The sequence below is a fragment of the Rhodococcus sp. 06-156-4 genome, assembly GCF_002259345.1.
Lineage (GTDB): Bacteria > Actinomycetota > Actinomycetes > Mycobacteriales > Mycobacteriaceae > Rhodococcoides > Rhodococcoides fascians_E.
The window spans coordinates 88,354-106,247 of sequence record NZ_NPGB01000003.1 but is presented as its reverse complement, the minus strand read 5'-3'; the positions used below and the strand labels follow the sequence as shown (position 1 = coordinate 106,247).

The 17,894-nt window shown below is 65.1% G+C and carries 17 protein-coding genes; 3 read left to right on the top strand and 14 right to left on the bottom strand.

The features are described 5' to 3' along the window. Positions 1 to 25: 25 nt before the first annotated feature. From oxdA to CH290_RS00690, 8 genes are all read right to left on the bottom strand, one after another. Positions 26 to 1,078, bottom strand: a complete 1,053-nt coding sequence (oxdA, locus tag CH290_RS00725) for an aliphatic aldoxime dehydratase (RefSeq protein ID WP_033189230.1) — start codon at positions 1,076 to 1,078, stop codon at positions 26 to 28. A gap of 235 nt (positions 1,079 to 1,313) precedes the next feature. Further along, positions 1,314 to 2,297, bottom strand: coding sequence for a helix-turn-helix domain-containing protein (locus tag CH290_RS00720; protein ID WP_033189542.1), 984 nt, complete (start codon positions 2,295 to 2,297; stop codon positions 1,314 to 1,316). A 94-nt stretch (positions 2,298 to 2,391) separates the two neighbouring features. Next, on the bottom strand, positions 2,392 to 4,071 hold the full coding sequence (locus CH290_RS00715; protein ID WP_019663729.1) for a Na+/H+ antiporter: 1,680 nt from the start codon (positions 4,069 to 4,071) through the stop codon (positions 2,392 to 2,394). Between the two features lie 18 nt (positions 4,072 to 4,089). Beyond that, positions 4,090 to 4,737 (bottom strand): PadR family transcriptional regulator, encoded by a 648-nt coding sequence (locus CH290_RS00710; protein ID WP_033189231.1) that lies wholly within the window; start codon positions 4,735 to 4,737, stop codon positions 4,090 to 4,092. Positions 4,738 to 4,841: 104 nt separating this feature from the next. Then, a complete protein-coding gene (locus CH290_RS00705) occupies positions 4,842 to 6,143 on the bottom strand; it encodes a serine hydrolase domain-containing protein (protein ID WP_033189232.1) in 1,302 nt (433 codons plus the stop codon). A gap of 37 nt (positions 6,144 to 6,180) precedes the next feature. After that, positions 6,181 to 7,839 carry a serine hydrolase gene (locus CH290_RS00700; RefSeq protein WP_033189233.1) on the bottom strand — a complete coding sequence of 553 codons (1,659 nt, stop codon included), beginning with the start codon at positions 7,837 to 7,839 and terminating at the stop codon, positions 6,181 to 6,183. Positions 7,840 to 8,094: 255 nt separating this feature from the next. Beyond that, positions 8,095 to 8,916: an alpha/beta fold hydrolase gene (locus tag CH290_RS00695; protein ID WP_033189234.1), complete on the bottom strand. Its 822-nt coding sequence runs from the start codon at positions 8,914 to 8,916 to the stop codon at positions 8,095 to 8,097. Between the two features lie 130 nt (positions 8,917 to 9,046). Then, positions 9,047 to 10,666 (bottom strand): GAF domain-containing sensor histidine kinase, encoded by a 1,620-nt coding sequence (locus CH290_RS00690; protein WP_033189235.1) that lies wholly within the window; start codon positions 10,664 to 10,666, stop codon positions 9,047 to 9,049. 75 nt (positions 10,667 to 10,741) lie between these two features. Here CH290_RS00690 and CH290_RS00685 point away from each other — a divergent pair, with 75 nt between their 5' ends. After that, entirely contained in the window at positions 10,742 to 11,128 is a 387-nt protein-coding gene (locus tag CH290_RS00685) for a response regulator transcription factor (protein WP_306430910.1), read from the top strand. On the opposite strand, the gene CH290_RS00680 is transcribed toward CH290_RS00685, so the two are convergent. The 4 genes from CH290_RS00680 to CH290_RS00665 form a co-directional block, all read right to left on the bottom strand. Further along, complete coding sequence (locus tag CH290_RS00680) at positions 11,103 to 11,774, bottom strand: response regulator (RefSeq protein ID WP_019663722.1); 672 nt, start codon at positions 11,772 to 11,774, stop codon at positions 11,103 to 11,105. The two genes, CH290_RS00685 and CH290_RS00680, sit on opposite strands and share 26 nt — an antisense overlap. Before the next feature lie 59 nt (positions 11,775 to 11,833). Further along, a complete protein-coding gene (locus CH290_RS00675; protein ID WP_033189237.1) occupies positions 11,834 to 12,553 on the bottom strand; it encodes a haloacid dehalogenase type II in 720 nt (239 codons plus the stop codon). A 109-nt stretch (positions 12,554 to 12,662) separates the two neighbouring features. After that, a complete protein-coding gene (locus CH290_RS00670; protein ID WP_033189238.1) occupies positions 12,663 to 12,863 on the bottom strand; it encodes a hypothetical protein in 201 nt (66 codons plus the stop codon). Positions 12,864 to 12,918: 55 nt separating this feature from the next. Next, positions 12,919 to 14,406: an MDR family MFS transporter gene (locus tag CH290_RS00665; protein WP_020111887.1), complete on the bottom strand. Its 1,488-nt coding sequence runs from the start codon at positions 14,404 to 14,406 to the stop codon at positions 12,919 to 12,921. A gap of 119 nt (positions 14,407 to 14,525) precedes the next feature. Between CH290_RS00665 and CH290_RS00660 the strand changes: the two genes are divergently transcribed. Continuing rightward, positions 14,526 to 15,212: a TetR/AcrR family transcriptional regulator gene (locus CH290_RS00660; protein WP_230620975.1), complete on the top strand. Its 687-nt coding sequence runs from the start codon at positions 14,526 to 14,528 to the stop codon at positions 15,210 to 15,212. A 10-nt stretch (positions 15,213 to 15,222) separates the two neighbouring features. Further along, positions 15,223 to 15,801, top strand: a complete 579-nt coding sequence (locus tag CH290_RS00655; RefSeq protein ID WP_019663717.1) for a hypothetical protein — start codon at positions 15,223 to 15,225, stop codon at positions 15,799 to 15,801. A gap of 34 nt (positions 15,802 to 15,835) precedes the next feature. On the opposite strand, the gene CH290_RS00650 is transcribed toward CH290_RS00655, so the two are convergent. Both CH290_RS00650 and CH290_RS00645 read right to left on the bottom strand, forming a co-directional pair. Beyond that, complete coding sequence (locus CH290_RS00650; RefSeq protein ID WP_033189240.1) at positions 15,836 to 16,780, bottom strand: phosphoglycerate dehydrogenase; 945 nt, start codon at positions 16,778 to 16,780, stop codon at positions 15,836 to 15,838. A gap of 2 nt (positions 16,781 to 16,782) precedes the next feature. Continuing rightward, positions 16,783 to 17,874, bottom strand: a complete 1,092-nt coding sequence (locus CH290_RS00645; RefSeq protein WP_033189241.1) for a tartrate dehydrogenase — start codon at positions 17,872 to 17,874, stop codon at positions 16,783 to 16,785. Positions 17,875 to 17,894 lie beyond the last annotated feature (20 nt).

The following is a 17,894-nucleotide window of genomic DNA, read 5'->3' as shown; positions in this document are numbered from 1 at the left end:
GGCGACGCAAAGACCTGGCTACACGCTACGGCTGTCGTGCGTCACGCAGCATGCCTGTGCTCGCGTGGCAATTGACGTACTCGTACAGCTGACTGCTTGCGTCGAAGACCGATACCTCGTGGTAGAGCCTGAGTTTGTCGAGATTCTCCGCGACGCGGAAGAACGTCGTGAAGATGCGCAGGTGGGTAGGGTGCGACTCCGCCCACCGCTCCAGTTTGTCGAGTGAACCCCAGTGCCCGATGTTGTAACTACGGTCGAGCAGGTTTCCGTCGAGGTCGATGCTCTGCACGAAACGGTTGCTGTAGCAGCCGACCGCCTCGCCGTTGTCGCGGAGAAAATCCATTCCAGCTTGCAACGTGGGAAGGATTTCTTCGAGATAGAGGCGACGCTCGTCGTCTTCGGCGTCGACCCAGTCTTGACCGGACCTGATCAGCGCTACGTTGTCATGGCCTGCAACCATCACGCGTCCGCCGGACTCGGGGTCACCGTGCACAACGTGCAGGGTGCCGGACGGGAGCATCCAGTCCGTCTGCGAGATCGCAAATCTCTCCCGCATGGAGCCCCAATAACCGTGTTCGTTGATTTCGCCGCTGACTCCGTCCATGAGCGCGCCGACACCGGGAAGTGCATCCTGGAATGCGTACAGAGTCTCGAATTGCTCGGCTCTCGGGGCTACGATCTCGCGGAAGTAACCCAGCCCCTCCGACAGTCGTTCCTCCGAGGACCACCAGTCGGCCACGGCGGGCGATTGCGCCCAACGGCGGTAAGCCGCAGGGTCTTTCCAGTAGCCGACGAGAATGAAGTTGTCGTATCCGGACTTGTCCACATGGTGTGTCGTGTCGTGGTGCAGCGGCCCGTCCGGCAACGCGAAATCCTCGACCATGTGACGCAACGCCTGTAGAGCAGAGTCGCGGCTGCCCGCGCCGGCGAACTGGACTCCGAGGTATCCCATCACGACCTGACGGACGTCCTGGTCGGCGCGACCGACCCACATCGGGAACGGCGGGTCGTACGAGTCGGGCACTCGCCGTGTCAGTGATCGTGGACATTTCAGGTGCTCGCCGATTGCTGATTCCATGGGGAACTCCGATCGAGTGTGTAGTCGAATCCGCCGGGCCTGGCACTCGGCTCCGGCAGTACCGAAAATCTACGCCCGCCTGCAGGTCCGAACTTGACCGTCAGTGCCGAAAACATGACGGTGAGCGACCGAAAACCGTCGTTTCCCGAATCAACACTTCGGCGTACGTCATGGTGTCGAATGGGACAGTGCGCCAGCAGGTTCGAGAGACCAGCAGGTTCGAGCCGTCAGCGGGTCAGACCGTCCGGTGCTCGCCCGATTCGTGCGCCCGTGCGCGATACCGGCTGGGGCTCGTGCCGAACTCGTCCTTGAACGCTCGGCTGAAGACCGAGAGATCGACGAAACCCCAGCGGTGTGAAATCTGGCTCAGTGAGCGGTCGCTGTCGTCGTGAGAGCACATTTCTTGTCGACACTGCGCGAGGCGTCGGCTGCGGATGCTCCTCGAGACGGTGCTGTGGTGCTCGGCGAAGACGCGATGCAGTTGCCGGACCGATACCCCGACGGACGACGCTACATCCGTCGGGGCCAGGGCGGGGTCGCCGAGGTTGTCATCGATGAACGAGAGGGCTCGATCGTAGAGCGGCGTGCTCCGCGAGACCGCGGGACGTACGGTTGCGTTCAGGACCGACTTGACCAAGCCGCCGATCTCTTCGACGACTTGCTCCTCGCCGCGAACATCGCTGTCGGTCGTCCGCACCGACGCGAGGTCGCGCAGAAATCGACCCAGGAGACCGCTCAGTCCTGCTCTGCCGTCGAGAGTCACTGCCGTCATGGCACGTATTTCGACCTCGCTCAATGCAAGCGTTGTTTTGGGCCAGGTGAAGACGTCCAGGGCCCACGACGGGTCGTCCGCGTGGCCCTCGATCTGCCAGTCGAACGGCCGTGTGGTGTCGTAGAGAACGTAGTCACCTCGATGCAGGGTGCACGTGCGTCCGTCCTGGCTCACCACTGCGCCTCCGCGCCGAAGCAGCCCGATCTGAAGGTAGTCCGCCCGATCGGAGTTGATCAGGGAATCGGTCCGGGCGATCCGTTGCTCGGTCGACTGCACGGTCGAGACCTTCAGGTAGGAGAGATCGTTGGACTTGACCGAGCCGGTGAAGGGGCAGTCCCGCTCGATACCGTCGACGTCGAGAGCAACGAAATGCTCGCGCAGCATGTCCGACCAGTCGCAGGCACGCGTCGTGCGCGAGGGAACCGAGAATCCGGATCTGACGAGCATCGACGGGGCCTCCTCGGTGCATGTCGGGCGAATGGCGGCGTTGGTGAAGGCTAACGCCACTGTGGTGACATGTCGACCTGAATCGACATATTCGTCAGCCCGGCTGGTCCGTCTCGTCCGGGTGCTGTTTGAAGGAATGCTCCTCGTGGTCGAGTTCGTGCTCGAGGCTCCGCATCCCGGCGTCGGGGAGGCGCCCGGCGTCACGCCAGCGCACCAGTTCCTCGCGCTGGGCGTCGATGAGGCGACGGCGGACCGTTGTCGCGGCCTGCTGCTCGGGGGAGATGACGGGTGCGTCGTCGTCGGTCTCGTCGAGATGATCGAGCCTGCGGTTGTACCGGTCGATGCGCTCCTCGAGCTCGCGGCGCATGAGCGCGCGGCCGTCGTCGTCGATCTCCTCCTCGTCGGCGATGTGATCGAGTTGCTGCAAGGCCGCTTTCGTCACGCCCACGCGCGCTTCGTTGCGCAACCTCGATTCGGCGGCGGGGTCGGCCCGCACGTTCAGCAGTCGCACGAGAGGGGCGAACGTCGTGCCCTGCGCCACCACGGTCACCAGGACGACCACGAAAGCACAGAACAGCAACAGATTTCGGATCTCGAACGGCTCACCCGATTCCGTCGTCAGCGGTAGCGAGAACACTGCGGCGACGGTGATCACTCCGCGAGTTCCCGCCCAGCTCATCACCACAACCTCCCGTCCCGACAGCCGCGAAGACCGAGAGGAAGACCGGTCGGCCATGCGTGCCGCTGCCTCGGTGCCGAGCAGCCACAGGGGACGGACGAGCAGCACGCCGGCGAGCGTGACCGCGACGGCGCCGACGACGGTGGTGAGCGGGTAGGCCGCAAGCCCCTCGATCACTGTCGGCAATTGTTCGCCGATCAGCAGGAACACGAAACCCTCGAGCAGCAGATCGATCAATCTCCACACGGCGCCCGTCTGCAATCTGCTCGCTCCGGACACGGCGTGGCGAGTGTCGTGGCCGATGAAGAGAGCAGCGACGACGACAGCGAGCACTCCCGACGCGTGCACTTCCTCCGCGGCGACGTAGGCGACGAACGGTGTGGCCAGGGATACGACATTGAGCAGAAGCGCATCGCCGAGGAACTTCTGCACGAACCTGATGACGAGCGCGATCGCGCACCCGACGATGACTCCGCCGACCGCGGCCAGCACGAAGAGTCCGCCCGCGTGCGTGAAGGTCATGTCCTGCGCCGCGATCGCCGTGGCCGCGACGGTCAGCATCGTCAGCGCGGTCGCGTCGTTGAGCAGTCCCTCGCCTTCGATCAGCGTGATCAACTTCGGCGGTATCCCGGCTCGCCTGCCGACCGCGAGTGCAGCCACGGGATCGGGCGGTGCGACGGCAGCTCCCAGGGCCATTCCCGCGGCGAGGGTCGCCCCGGGTATCAGCAGCGCCAATCCGACGCCGACGATGGAGGCCGTCACCACGACCAACGCGACGGACAGACTCAAAATCGTCCACACGTTGCGACGGATCGCGACCAGCGACGAGTTCAACGCTGCACTGTAGAGCAGCGGCGGAATCACCAGCGTCAGCACGAGTTCCGGGTCCAATACGATGTCCGGTAGCGACGACGTCGACACCGCAAGACCTGCCACGGTGAGCAACGCTGCGGCAGGGATCGACGACTTCTCGGACACGACCTGCGCCAGCACTATCAGCGCCGTCGCGGCCAACACGAGTCCGAGGATGCTCAGCACGTAGTTGCGCCGCTGGGTGAGTTCACGAGCATGGATTCCACCCCGGCGTGCTCTCAAACCTGCGGGCCGGAGTGTTCAGTCCGGCGGCGTTCGATCCTGCTCCAGAGATTCCTCGAGAATGGCGCGGCTGCGTTCGCGGTGAGTGGTGGCCGGAGACGTCGTGTCCGACCACGTGTGGGTTTCGGTCAGAGCCCACTCCGCCCAGTCGGAGATGTGGGTGAAGTGGCCGATCATGAAGCGGTTGGCCAGCGTCATCAGGTGTTGGCGTTCGGGGAACGTCGAGTTGTCGACGTCGTGCAGACGCTCGGCGTGGGCCAGGAACAGTGCACGGGTTTGCTGGGCTTGATCGCGCATCGTGGTGATGTTGTTGCGCAGGTCGGTGAGCGAGCCCTGTTCGGCGAACAGCACCCGAATCATGCCTTCGAACTCCATGGCCGACGGCCTGGACGCCGTCGCGAGCCATGATGCCAGGGCGTCGCGGCCCGCGTCGGTGATCGAGTAGACGGTGCGGCTGCGGCCGGTGCCCACCGGATCCGTCGATGCCGAGACGAGGCCCCGTTCGAGCAGCTTCTTCGGCGCGTTGTACAGCTGGCGGTCGGCCCGGGGCCACAGTTCGGCGACTCCACGGCCGAACTGCACCGAGATGTCGTAGGCCGTCCAATCCCGCGTGGCGAGCAATCCGAGGATGACGTACGAGGTTGTGTTCAGATCGCCCTGCGCCACCGATGGTCCTTCCTGCCGAAAGACCGATCGCCGATCGGCGCCGACGTCCCGATCCTAACTATCGGCCCGAGCTGTCATGTGCCTGCCTGTCATGTGCCTGCCTGTCACTCGCCGGCATCGTCACTGTGCTCCTCGACGGCGTTCGAGGCTTCGGCGGACGGCGCCGCGTACACGAACGGGAACAGTTCTCGGGCGACCTTGGCGGCGGGTGCGCTGCCGTCGACCGCCGGGGCGAGGTTGGCCCAGACTACGAACGTGACGTCGTTCTCCGGGTCGTATCCCATGAAGGAGTTGTATCCCGGCATCTCGCCGATGTGCCCGTACAGCGGACCCATCTGTGCGATTCCGTAGCCGTACGCTGCGGTTCCCGTGTCGTCGCTCGGGGTGATGCTGTCCATCCGCAGCTGCTGGGTGTCGGCGTCGAGCAGCTCGCCCACGGCGAGAGCCTTCACCCACGTGGCCATCTCGTTCGCCGTCGAAATTCCTTGTCCGGCAGACCACGTCCACGACGGGTTGTCGTTCGTCGTCGTTCTCGGCGTGACGGAGCCTGCGTCGATGGCGGCGATACGTTCGGGCGACAGCGATTCCTTTCCTTCGCCGAGGGTTTCGAGGTTTCCGCTGTAGGAGTATCCGGCGGTGTGCGGCGCGGGAATGGAGGTGTCGGTGTTCGCCGGGAACGAGGTGTCCGTCAACTCGAGCGCGGAGAACAGTCGATCCTGGTAGATCTGCGCGATCGGCTTTCCGTCCAATTGCTCCGCGATCAGCCCGAGCAGCACGGTGTTGGTGTTGGAGTAGTTGTATTCGGTGCCCGGAGCGGACGTCGGCGGGTTCGAGAGCCCGAGTGCAACCAGTTCCTCTGGTTGCCAGACTTTTTCGGGATCCTCGTCGAGCGCTCGGTTGAGCTCGACGGTCTGGGTGTAGCTGTAGAGACCGCTGCGCATGTCGAGGAGTTGTCCGATGGTGATGTTCTCACCGTTGGGGACATCGGGGCGATACTGGCTCACCGGGTCGTCGACGGAGATCTTGCCTTCCTGAACCATCTGCAGGATGACGGTGCCCGTCCACGTCTTGGTGTTGGACCCGACGCGCACCTTGGTGTCGAGCGTAGGTGGCGTCGCGGTACCAGCATCCGTGCTGCCCCAGGTGTTCACGTACTCGCCGTTCGGAGTCCGGATCAACACCACCATGCCGATCTCGCGGTATTCCTTCGCCATCTCGTCCACTACCGCGTCCATCGCCGCAGTGTCGAACGGCACGAGGGCCGAGGACGAATCAGCACTCTCGGACACAGCACTCTCGGACACAGCACTCTCGGACACAGCACTGTCGTTGCCCGACGAACATGCCGCGACGAGCAGTCCTGCAGTGAACAGAATGGTCAGTAGTTTGCCTGAAGTGCGGTGCATCGTCTGGGGTCCGTTCGTGTCGTGGGCGTCTACGAAGTCAGGAGCGGGTGAACGTGCCGAGTCCGAGAGGATCGAGATACTCGACGGTGAGTGTGGTCGGCGCTCCGGGGGTGAGGGCGAACTCGGCGCCTGTCGGCCCCGACGCGTTCTCGCCGACGGGTTCGAACCAGTAGGTGTCGCCGTCGTAGTGGGTGAGGGGGTAACTCGACTGCAGTTCCTTGCCGAGTTTCAGCACCAGTTCGTCGCCTTCGGCAGTGACTTCGGCAGCGCCGTAGAACGGGCTGGTGTACGTGCCGACGTAGCTGCTCGGCTCCCGCGCAGGCGTCGTCGACGCGGGCGGATTCTCGTAGTCCGTCTCGGAACGGCCGTGCGCGACCATCTTCTCGAACTGGCCTGCGATGAACGGCGCCCAGTCGACGGTGAGTTCACCGTTCTTGGCGTAGTCCATGAACTGTGCCGCAATGGTTTCCGAGACACCGACGGGTGCGGTGTTGGCGAGTACGACGATGCCGAGTTGCTCGCTCGGTAGCATCACGACGTCGGTGCTCGCGCCGAGTCCGAACGCCCCTGCATGACTGACCTCGACGCGGCCCTGACTGTCGGTGCCGACATTGAAGCCGATGCCGTAGAAAGTGTCTCGCGCTCCTGGCGTCTCCGCGGGGTGGGCGAGAGAATGCGCTTGGTGGGTGAACTGCAGGGCTTCGGGCTCGACGACGGTGGTGCCGTCGTACTCCCCGCCCGCGAGTTCCATGCGGATCCACTGGGCCATGTCGTCGACGGAGGACGCTGCACCACCCGCCGGGGCCTGGCCTTCGGGATCGCTGACGTACTTCGCTTCCCACGTGGTCGAACCCGGTTCCGTCGGAACGTGATTGAAGGCATGGTTGGGTGAGTCGACCCATTCTTGCTGGCTCGACGTCGTGTTGGTCATGCCGAGGGGTTCGTAGATCTTCTCCTCGGACAGTTCCGCCCACGTGGTGCCCTGGGATTTGGCTGCTGCCACGCCTGCTGCGGAGAACCCGTAGTTGGTGTAGTCGTAGTTGTCTCGAAACGGTTCCAACGGAACCTGATTCAAGCGAGCGATGATCTCGTCGTAGCTGTAGCCGAGGTCCTCGAGGAGGTCGCCTGCGTGGTCGGGCAGGCCGGAGCGGTGCGACATCAGGTCGGTGAAGCCGGCGTTCTCGGTGACGTACGGATCGGACACCGCGAAACCCGGTTCGAACCGGCGGATCGGCTCGTCCCACTCGAGCTTGCCTTCGCCGACCAGCGAGGCGACCACCGACGACGCAACGGGCTTCGACACCGAGGCAAGCTGGAACATCGTGCTGGTGTCCACCGGGTCCGGTTCGCCGACCTTCCGAACACCGAATCCCTTCGAATACAGCACTTCGTCCTGGTGGACGACCGCGACGGCGATACCGGGAGCGCCCGTTCGTGCCATCATGTCCTCCACGTACCCGTCGAGTTGTCCGACGGCGGCGTCGACGGCTGCCCGGTCGATCGACGCGGGTGGAACCTGCGGAGGAGTCTCGGCGAGTGCGCTCGCGTTCGTCTCCGATCCTGCATTGGAGTCGGCGTTGGAAGCGGAGTCCGTGCCGGCGGTGGAACTACACGCCAGAAGCACGGTCATCCCGAGTGCGAGGACGGTGAGAGCCGACAATCGCGCACGAACGAGGGGAGTGCATGTCCCGACCATCGAGTTGCTCCGTCCGAAGCGTCACGTGTTCTCACGTGGACGGTTCGTGGGCACTGTCCACGAGTCCACGAGCACAGATCGATTTGGCAGGCGCGCCGATCCCGACGATGGACGCTGCGCACTGTGGCGATGACGATACACCCGTGACTGCATGTTGCACTATGTAATTTGCAGTATCGGGCAGATTCCGTGCCGTGCGTGTGGAACCACCACGGTCGGTGACTCCACACGCACGGAAGAGAGGTGCGGCCCGCGCTACTTCGCGATGAAAGCGAGAATGTCCGCGTCCAACGCCTTCTGGTAATCGCCGTGGATGCCGTGTGGTGCCCCGGCGTAGACCTTCAGCGTGCCGTCCTTGACGAGTTCGATGGACTTCAGCGCTGCCGCGGCGATCGGCACGATCTGATCGTCGTCGCCCTGAGCGATGAACACGGGAACGGTCAGAGCCTTCAGGTCCTCGGTGAAGTCGGTCTCGGAGAACGCCTTGACGCAGTCGTACGCCGCGGCGAGGTTCACCAGCATGCCCTCACGCCAGAAGTCGTCCTTCGCTCCCTGCGACACCTGTGCGCCGTCGCGGTTGGCTCCGAAGAACGGCTCGGCGAGGTCCTTGTAGAACTGCGACCGGTCGGTCAGGACGCCGTTGCGGATGTCGTCGAGCGCCTCGATCGGGGTGCCCTCCGGATTGGTGTCGGACTTCAGCATGATGGGAGGTACGGCACCCGCCGTGATGACCCGGGCGACGCGGGTTCCGCCGTGCTGCGCTGCGTAGCGGACGACCTCGCCGCCTCCGGTGGAGTGACCGATGAGAGTGAGCTCCTGCAGATCGAGTGCCTCGACGAGTTCGGCGAGGTCGCGAGCATACGTGTCCATGTCGTTGCCGGTGTAGGTCTTCGAGGAACGTCCGTGGCCGCGGCGATCGTGGGCAATGGCGCGGTATCCGGCGTCGGCGAGCAGCTTGAGTTCGAGCTGCCACGCATCCGAGGACAGCGGCCACCCGTGGCTGAGCAGCACCGGCTTACCGGTGCCCTGCTCGGTGTAGTAGATCTCGGTTCCGTCGGTTGTGGTGATGTACGGCATGGTGAGCTCCTCGAATGGAAATGCTGGGCCCCGAAAGGGTGGTACCCAGAACACTCGTCCACGCGCGCGTCGATGTCGTCGCGGCTGGCGTCCACACCGTGTGCCTGATTTCGGCCGGGCGCGATACCGGCTAGCCGGTAGGCGCCGCGATGGTGACCGTGAGAGACGTGCCCGCACCGGGAGGGCTGTGCAGTGCCAGCGTGCCGCCTGCTGCCGCCACCCTGTCGTGCAGACCGATCAGGCCCGATCCGAGGGTGGGGTCGGCGCCGCCCCGACCGTCGTCGGCGACGGTGAGGGTCAGGTCGCCGTCGGTGACGACCGCAGTCACCTGGACATGTGAGGCGCCAGCGTATTTGGCTGTGTTGGTGAGTGATTCGGCGACGACGTAATACGCTGCCACTTCGATGGAGTCGTCCAGGCGGACCGGAATGTCCGTCGTGAGCGATACCGGTACCGGGCTGCGACGAGCAAGCGTCTTGAGTGCAGGCGCCAGTCCGCCGCGCGAGAGGATGGCGGGGTGTATGCCGCGTGAGAGCTCGCGGAGATCGGAGTGTATCTGCGCGAGTGTGTCGACACTGCGGTCCAGGCTCTGTCTCAGCTCGCGCAGATCCTCGGGAACGACGGCCTGTGCTGTTCTCAATTCCATTCCGAGAGAGACGATTCTCTGTTGCGCGCCGTCGTGCAGGTCTCGTTCGATGCTCCGTCGGGCCTGGTCCGCAGCGGCGACGACACGAGCCCGCGACCGGGTGAGCTCTTCTCGCGTCTCGCTGTTGTAGACGGCGGTGGCGAGGAGGTCCGCGAAGTCGGTCAGTCGGTCTTGCAGATCGGGCTCGACCGAGCTCTCGGTGGAGCCGACGACGATCGCACCCCAGATTCTTCCGTCGACGCTGATCGGTACGCCCAGGCCGAGTGCAATTCCTCGGCCTTGGAGACGGTCGACGATATCGCCTGTTGCGGTGGTGAAGTCGATCGTCGCGGGTCGGCCCGTCGCGGCGACCGCGGTGCACACGTTGTGTCCGCCGAGCGTGAGCCTTTCACCGGGAGTGAGCCGGTGTCCTTCGGTGGTGTCACGCCCCGCGAGCACCACGTACGTCCCCGGCGTCGAGCTGTCCAACCCCGAACGAGCCTGCACGGGGTCGAGATGCACGGGTTCGAAATGCACGGGTTCGAAATGCACGGGGTCGAAATGCACGGGGTCGAAATGCACGGGGTCGAAATGCACGACGGAGACGTGCTCGATGCCGAGACCTCCGGCGAGCTCGGCGGTGACGGCGGCGTAGACCTCGTCCGGCTCGGCCCTGGAGGCGACGAGGGTGGCGACCCGTCGAAGCGACGCTTGTTGTCGCGCCAACGCCGTGGCTCGGCGGTTCTGCCGCGCCGATTCCACTGCACGCAAACGGGACTGCCCGACGAGCGTGTTCGTCAGCAGCGCGAGAGCCAGGAAGACGACGACTGCGGGGACCAGGCTTTCGCTGCTTTCGATGACGTGGATGTACGCGTATGCCGCGGCGCTGGCAATCGAGGTCGCGATCGACAACCGAAATCCCCAACCGGCGGAGACGACCAGCACACCGAACAGGAAGACCGCGCCGAAGGCGTTCTCGGGTGCGATCCGTTTGAGCATCAGAACCACGACGATCTCGACCAGAACGAGCGCCGCGGCGAGGGCGATTCCGCAGGCGACGGGAGGGGAGCTGGGACGCAGCACCAGGGTGACGAGGCGCTCCTTGCGCGTCACGGACGTAGTCATCGGACGTAGCCCGCGGGACGAGTATTCCGGCTAGCGGGCATGTCGGCCGAGGCGGCGTCTGACACCCTGGGTGAAGTGAAGTCCTTCGCCCGCAGCTGCCTCATCGTCGACGACAGCGACGCGTTCTGCCTGTCGGCGCGCCGAATGTTGGAGGCGGCAGACGTCACGGTCGTCGGAACTGCGTCGACGCTCGCGCAGGCGGTGGAGATCGTCCTGGGCGCACGCCCGGATCTGGTTCTGGTCGACATCGACCTCGGTGACGAGAGCGGGTTCGACGTGGTGGAAGCAATCGCCGAGGCGGGCGCCGAATCACGGCCGTCGATCATTCTGGTGTCCACGCACGACGAAGACGACTTCGCGGACCTCGTGGAATCGAGCTCGGCCGTCGGGTTCCTGCCGAAGTTCGACCTGTCGGCCGAGTCGATCCGAACGCTGCTCACGACAGTGTGTCGAGATACATGATCACGGCGCGCACGCGTCGGTGGTCGTCCGCGGTCTCGGCCAGATCCAGCTTGGTGAGAATGCTGCGGACGTGCTTCTCGACGGTGCCCTCGGTGATCCACAGGCGACGGCCGATACCGGCGTTGGACAGCCCCTCGGCCATGTGAGTGAGCACGTCACGTTCCCGTGCGGTCAGCGCGCCCAGCGGATCGTCGCGGCGTTTCGCCGCAACCAACTCGTAGACGAGCGCAGGATCGATCACGGACGATCCTGCGGCGACGCGTTCGACGACGCCGACGAAATCGTCGACATCGGTGACGCGACTCTTGAGCAGATACCCGATGCCCTGGGCCGACCCGTTCTTCATGTCGTCGAGCAGTTCCAGCGCATGCTCCACCTCGACGTGAGCGGAGAGCAGAAGCATCGAGACGCCCGGGAATTCGCTGCGAATGCGGAGTGCGGCGTCGAGCCCCTCCGCGGTGTAGGTCGGCGGCATTCTGATGTCGACGATCGCCAACTGCGGACGCTCACGGTCCACCAGTGCGAGCAGTTCCTCGGCGTCGCCTGCCGTGCCGACCACGTCGAGCTCGGCCCGAGTCAGCAGGCTGGACAGCCCCTCCCTCAGCAGTACGTCGTCATCGGCGATCACTACCCGCAGCCCTGCCATCACGCTCCCTCACGCTGGTGTCGAGAGAGCAGTGTGCATCGGCGGTGCGTCCGCCGTCATCAGTCGTTCGACTCTAAAGCTGCGGCGGCGAAGTCCGCCATGGACGGAAACTCGAGACCGTAGCCGACGTCGCCCGTCGGCTCGGGTGTCGCGCCCCACCCCGGTCGTGCGTGTCGACGGTTGATCCACACGGAGTCGAGGCCGTGGCGCGCAGCAGGGACGTGGTCGTGGAACAGGCTCTGCGCGACGTGCAGAAGTCGGGTCCTCGGGATGCCGAGATCCGCGAGCGTGGCGTCGAGAGCGTCGAAGTGCTGGGGTGCCGGCTTGTACGCTCCGACATCCTCCGCGGTGATGATCCGGTCGAATCGAACGCCGAGACGGGCGTTGCTTCCGGCGAATCCGTCGCGGTGAACGTTGGACAGGATGATCAACGAGTATCTCGACGCGAGAGCCGCCAGAGCGTCGTGACTGTCTGCGAACGCGGGCCACTCGGGGACCGAACTGCCCAGGCGCGTCGCCCACGTATCGGAGACCGGAGCCCCGAGAACCTCGCCGGTGCGACGGAACGCGTCGGCGAGGATGTCGGGATACAGCGACCCGGGTGAATCCACCTCGGCCTGCGCCTCGTTCGCGGCGTACGCGAGCAACAGTTCCTCGTCGGACATCGTCAGCCCGACATCCCGCGCCCAGGGCGCGAGAACCGCGGCGATTCCGGTTTCCCAATCGATCAGAGTGCCGTAACAATCGAAACTCAATGCGTCGTACTGGGCAAGATCCACGGACGGTCCTCACTGCTCGGCTCGGCTCGGCTCGGCTCGGCTCGGCTCGGCTCAACACCGTAACGCCGGATATCGCGGACCGCACGTGGTGCGAGTTCGACGCCGGGCGTCAGTCCGAGGACTTGCCTTCAGCTGCATCCCCGTCGTTTGCATCCCCGTCGGCGAGATCCGGAGCGAGCTCGCGGGTGGCCATGCCGCCGTTCTTGCCTTCGTCGACGGGACCAGGATGCCCGCCCTTCGGAGAATCCTCGGAGCGGGCATCGGTGTTGCTGTGGTCAGGGGTGTTGCTGTGGTCAGGGGTGTTGGTCATGCCGACTGGAGTAACCGTTGTCCAGCGGCTTCAACCGCCGGGCACGGTGCGGGCGCTAGGCGGTCCTGACTTCCTCCGGCTGAACGTGCTCGGCCGGCTGGTCGGCTGCAGGCCTGCGGATGAAGAACGAGGCGGCTACCGCGACGAGGGAGACGACGCCTCCGCACAGGAAGGCGGTGTGGATGCCGTCCTGGCTGGCTGCGGTCTCCGCGACTCCGGAGGCAACGCGTGAGGCTGCCGTCGTGGACATGACGGTCACGAACAGTGCCGTACCGGCGGCGCCCGCCAACTGCTGGAGGGTGTTGAAGATCGCGCTGCCGTGCGAGTACAGGTGCTTCGGCAGCGATCCCAGCGACGATGTCATCAGCGGTGTCATGATCGTGGCGAGACCGACCGACAGAACACAGTGGATCGCGACGACCATCGGGAGCGAGGACTCGGCGTCGAGCAGGGTCATCGCCCAGAGGGCGGCGCTGACGATCATTGCCCCGGGAATGACGAGGGGCCGAGGGCCGATTCGGTCGAACGCGCGTCCGACGAAGGGCGCGAGCAAGCCCATCGTCAGACCGCCGGGCAGAAGCATGAGTCCGGTGGTCAGCGTGTCGAGCCCGAGGATGTTCTGCAGGTACATCGGCAGCAGGATCAAGGCACCGAACAGGGCCATCATGCTGATCATCAGCATGCCGAGTCCGATGGTGAACGTCGGTGTGGAGAACGGCCGCATGTTGAGCAGGGCACGCTCCGAATCCTGACGGGCGATCTGTCGCATCACGAAGATCGCCAGCGCAACCACTCCGACGGTCAACGGAATCCACACGGGGATCGACGATCCCTCGGCGGAGTGGCCGATGCTGCTCAGCCCGTAGACGAGTCCACCGAATGCCAGCGCGGACAGTACGACCGACAACCCATCGAAGGATGGCCTGCTGGTCGGCGTCACGTTCTTGACCAGTCCGACGCCGATGCCGAAGGCGATCAACGCGATCGGCAGCACGAGCCAGAACATCCAGCGCCAGTCGAGTGCGTCGAGGATGATGCCGGAGATCGTCGGGCCGACGGCAGGAGCCACGGCGATCACGATGGAGATGACGCCCATCATCTTTCCTCGCTCGTGGGCCGGAACGAGGTTGAGGACGGTGTTCATCAGCAACGGCAGCATGAGGGCGGTACCGCTGGCCTGGACGATGCGGCCCGCGAGCAACAGTTCGAACCCGGGAGCCGACGCCGCCAGCAGGGTGCCGACGGTGAACAACGTCATCGCGGCGACGAACACCTGACGCAACGTGAAGCGCTGGAACAGGTATCCGGTCGTCGGGATGACGACGGCCATGGTGAGCATGAAGCCGGTGGTCAGCCATTGTGCGGTCGTTGCGGTGATGCTCAGGTCCACCATCAACCGCGGCAGCGCGACACTCATGATCGTCTCGTTGAGGATCATGACGAATGCCGCGACCACCAGGACGCCGATGAGCAGCTTCCCGCCCGGCGGCAGCTGTGAGGCCTCGTTCTTGCTCGGCGAAGTATCCATCGCGTCTGTCTGCATGTTCAGTGATTCCTCGAAGTGTGTCCGACGTTCTTGTTGACAGTGTGCGGCGAACTGACAGTGACTGTCAACTTGGAATGGACTGGTATGTTGAGGCCAACAGAAAGGGTGACGCGGAGATGAACAATGCGGGTGGGGCGCCAGCGCAGTCCGATCACGCGCAGTCCGATCATGCGCAGTCCGATCACGCGCCGCCGGTGCTCGATCTGAGGGAACGACGGCGGCGCGAGACCCGGCTGGACATCAACCTGGCTGCGCTCGACTTGTTCGAGCAGCGGGGAGTGGCCGCGACGACCGTCGACGAGATCGCCAAAGCGGCAGGCGTGTCGCCCAGTACGTTCTTTCGTCATTTCAAGACGAAGGAAGAGTCGATCCTGTCGGTGGATCTCGATCTGGACGCCGAGATCGAGCAGTGGCTCGAGCACACCGACGCACGCGACATCGACCTCGCCGGGATGGAAGCGATCTACGAACGCGCCGCTCTTCGGCTCGTCGGAGCCTCGGAGGAAACCACGAGCCGCGTGCTGCGTGCGCGTCGACTCATCAACGGAGACGCGCAGTTGCGAGCCACTGCGATCGCGATGGATGCGACCGCGCTGTGCCGCCTGTCCGACGCGCTGACTAGCGCCCTGAACGGCACGCGATCACGCACGTTCGCACGGCTGATGGTCGAGAGTGCGGGGATGACGCTTCGGATCGCGTTCGACGAGTGGGCCACACGCGTCGATGCAGGCGAGGACGCCGATCTCGCGGAAATCTATCGAACTACGCGCGGTGAACTGCGACAGGTGATCGGGCAGCAATAGTCTTCTCCACATGATTGCCACACTGCGGAGCCGCATCGTTCGGACGGCTGCGTACCGGCGCCTGTCCACTCGGGCGAGCGGACCGCTGACCCCCACCCGCGCTGCCGCCAGGCTGTCGGCGTACGTCTACGGAAACATCCTCGTGCTGACCGCGGTGGTCGCGGCGTCGCCCGCGAGCATCGACGACGGCGACGCGTTCCTCCTCGTGCTGGCCACCGCATCGACGACGTTCGTTGCCCACGTGTTCGCCGAGATCGTCGCGCGCAGCAACATTCCCGAGTCGGTGCACGGATCGACCGACACCCAGAAGAAGCAGACGGTGATCGACGAGATCCGAGACGCCGTCCCCATCGCATCGTCCGGCACCGTTCCGGCGGCGATCCTCGCCCTCGCCTGGCTGTGGATCCTGCCGACGTTCTGGGCGCAGCTCATCGCCGGTGGGGTCGTGGTGTTCCGCATCGCGACACTGCAGATCGTCGCTCAGCGACTACGCGGCGAACCCCTCACGTTCAAGGTGTTCGTCGCCGGCCTGGTGACCGCGGCTCTGGCCGCCGTCATCGTGTTGCTGAAGGTCTACACCTCGCACTGAACTGTCAGGGCCGGCAGTCTCAGGCCAGGCAGAGTCAGGTCAGGTTCACCCGACCGAGCGGCTCGCCCCCGTCCAGGACTCGCAGAATGTCTTCCGCTGCCGAGCGACTCGCGCTCGCGCGTGCCTGCGCGGTCTGGCCGGCGAGGTGAGAAGTGACCACGACGCTCGGAAGCTCGCGCAGCGCACTGGCGGTCGGCAACGGCTCGACGTCCACCACGTCGAGCCCGGCCCCTGCGATACCGCCCGAGCGCACCGCGTCCGCCACGGCGTCCTCGTCGACCAGGGAACCTCGGGCCGTATTGATCAGCGAAGCAGTGCTTTTCATGATCGACAGTTCGCGAACGCCGATCATGCGCTTGTTCCGGGCCGTCGGCCGCACGTGCAGCGACACGAAATCGGACTCGGCAAGCACCTCGTCGAGACCGCAGTACTGCACCCGCCTCGCGGGGTCGGGGTACGACGTGTGGACCAGTACTCTCATTCCGAAACACGCGGCGAGCTCGGCCAGACGTGACCCGCTCGGCCCGAATCCGATGATCCCCAGCGTCGACCCGCGTAGTTCGACGGTGTCGTGCCGCGGCCAACCTCCGCTCGCCACCCCGGCGAGCGTCTCGCCGACGCGTCGAGCGCACATCGAGACCAGCATGAACGCCATCTCGGCGACGGCGTTGCTGTTGGCCCCCGGTGTGTTGCACACGGCGACCCCACGCCGCGAGGCCGCGTCCACGTCGATGGTGTCGTAACCCACCCCGCTGCGCGCAATGACGGTGAGATCGGGTGCTGCATCGATCATCTCGGCCGTGATCGGTTCTCCCGCCACGAGGGCGGCGTCGGCGACGGAGAGCAGCGAGGCCATCTCACCCGGAGGGCGCGCACCGCGTGCCGGGCTGTGGACGGTGGTGTGCCCACGGCCGCGAAGAAGCTGGTCGACGTCGTCACCCGGTTCGAGATAGTCGGTGGTGATCAGAATCCGTGCCATGCTCAGTGGCCGCTGACGCCGGACGCGAGCAGAGCATCCTTCACCGCGGCGCCGAGGCAGGCGGTGGTACCCGTGCCACCCAGATCCGGTGTGGCGTAGGAGCCGTCGGCCAGAACGGACTCGACGGCACGCAGAACCGCGGCGCCTGCCTCGGGCTCGCCGAGGTGCTCGAGCATCAGCGACGCGCTCCAGATCTGCCCGATCGGATTGGCGACGCCCTGCCCGGCGATGTCGGGTGCGGAACCGTGTACCGGCTCGAACAGGCTCGGGAACTTCCTCTCCGGGTTGATGTTCGCGCTGGGTGCGATCCCGATCGTCCCGGTGCAGGCCGGGCCGAGATCGGACAGGATGTCGCCGAACAGGTTGCTGGCGACGACCACGTCGAACCAATCCGGATGCATCACGAAGTTCGCGGTCAGAATGTCGATGTGGTACTTGTCCACTCGGACGTCGTCGTACCCGGCGGCCATCTTCTCGACGCGTTCGTCCCAGTACGGCATGGTGATGGAAATCCCGTTGCTCTTCGTGGCCGAGGTCAGGTGGCGCGCAGGTCGTTGCTGGGCGAGATCGAAGGCGTACTTCAGGATTCGATCGACTCCCGTCCTGGTCATCACGGTTTCCTGGATGACGGTCTCCCGGTCCGTGCCCTCGAACATCGTGCCGCCGATGCTCGAGTACTCACCCTCGGTGTTCTCGCGAACGACATAGAAGTCGATCTCGCCCGGCTCGCGTCCGGCCAGAGGGCTTGCCACGCCCGGCATCGACTTGACCGGCCGGAGGTTGACGTACTGATCGAACGTGCGACGAAACTGCAGGAGGCTGCCCCACAACGACACGTGATCCGGCACCACATCCGGCCACCCGACCGCGCCGAAGAAGATGGCGTCGAAGCGATTCAGTTGATCGAACCAGCCGTCGGGCAGCATCTTTCCGTGGGCGGTGTAGTACTCCGCACTCGCGTAGTCGAACTCCTCGATGTCGAGCGTGAAGTCGAACGTCGACGCGGCCGCCTGCAGAACCGCGAGACCCTCGGGAACCACTTCCTTGCCGATTCCGTCTCCGGCGATGACAGCGATTCTGTGCGTGGAACCCATCGAGCGGTCCTCCTGGTGTC

Coding starts and splice junctions, on each gene's coding strand:
- CH290_RS00670 (WP_033189238.1), bottom strand. CDS start 12,863: ATGACCAACACCCCTGACCACAGCAACACCCCTGACCACAGCAACACC.
- CH290_RS00720 (WP_033189542.1), bottom strand. CDS start 2,297: ATGCTCGTCAGATCCGGATTCTCGGTTCCCTCGCGCACGACGCGTGCC.
- CH290_RS00695 (WP_033189234.1), bottom strand. CDS start 8,916: ATGCCGTACATCACCACAACCGACGGAACCGAGATCTACTACACCGAG.
- CH290_RS00690 (WP_033189235.1), bottom strand. CDS start 10,666: ATGACTACGTCCGTGACGCGCAAGGAGCGCCTCGTCACCCTGGTGCTG.
- CH290_RS00655 (WP_019663717.1), top strand. CDS start 15,223: ATGATTGCCACACTGCGGAGCCGCATCGTTCGGACGGCTGCGTACCGG.
- CH290_RS00650 (WP_033189240.1), bottom strand. CDS start 16,780: ATGGCACGGATTCTGATCACCACCGACTATCTCGAACCGGGTGACGAC.
- CH290_RS00700 (WP_033189233.1), bottom strand. CDS start 7,839: ATGGTCGGGACATGCACTCCCCTCGTTCGTGCGCGATTGTCGGCTCTC.
- CH290_RS00705 (WP_033189232.1), bottom strand. CDS start 6,143: ATGCACCGCACTTCAGGCAAACTACTGACCATTCTGTTCACTGCAGGA.
- oxdA (WP_033189230.1), bottom strand. CDS start 1,078: ATGGAATCAGCAATCGGCGAGCACCTGAAATGTCCACGATCACTGACA.
- CH290_RS00645 (WP_033189241.1), bottom strand. CDS start 17,874: ATGGGTTCCACGCACAGAATCGCTGTCATCGCCGGAGACGGAATCGGC.
- CH290_RS00680 (WP_019663722.1), bottom strand. CDS start 11,774: ATGGCAGGGCTGCGGGTAGTGATCGCCGATGACGACGTACTGCTGAGG.
- CH290_RS00660 (WP_230620975.1), top strand. CDS start 14,526: ATGAACAATGCGGGTGGGGCGCCAGCGCAGTCCGATCACGCGCAGTCC.
- CH290_RS00665 (WP_020111887.1), bottom strand. CDS start 14,406: ATGCAGACAGACGCGATGGATACTTCGCCGAGCAAGAACGAGGCCTCA.